Origin of the sequence: Vibrio sp. 10N.222.52.B7, assembly GCF_041474275.1 — a bacterium.
GTDB lineage: Bacteria > Pseudomonadota > Gammaproteobacteria > Enterobacterales > Vibrionaceae > Vibrio > Vibrio crassostreae_C.
Genome location: NZ_JBFRTU010000234.1, coordinates 1 through 309 on the forward strand (window position 1 = coordinate 1; position 309 = coordinate 309).

The 309-nt window shown below is 44.7% G+C and carries 1 protein-coding gene; it reads right to left on the minus strand.

Translation table 11 applies throughout. From position 1 onward, the window contains the following. Positions 1–309 (minus strand): LPS assembly protein LptD (gene lptD, locus AB4512_RS22590; protein ID WP_372175773.1); only part of this gene is annotated, 309 nt, incomplete at both ends.

Here is a 309-nt window from a genome sequence, read left to right on the forward strand (position 1 = left end):
CTTCTGGAACATACAAGTATTGGACTTGCGGCTCTAGTGTTTGAGTATAGTTGCCAACAATAGTGGTATCTCGTTCTAGTACGACACCCGCATGGCTTCTAAATTCAGGGATCACGCGACTTACTGATTCTTCCAAGCCTTCATAATCAGATCCTGCGCCTGTATCAACACCATCAAGATCTTGTTGGTAATATGTACCAAGTAAGCGAGCTTCTGTTGTCCATGTTCCCCATGTATTGCCTACCGGGATTGTAATTCCAGGTTCTACATGAATACGATTCGCAGAGGGTTTTCCACTTGCGTCGGTAT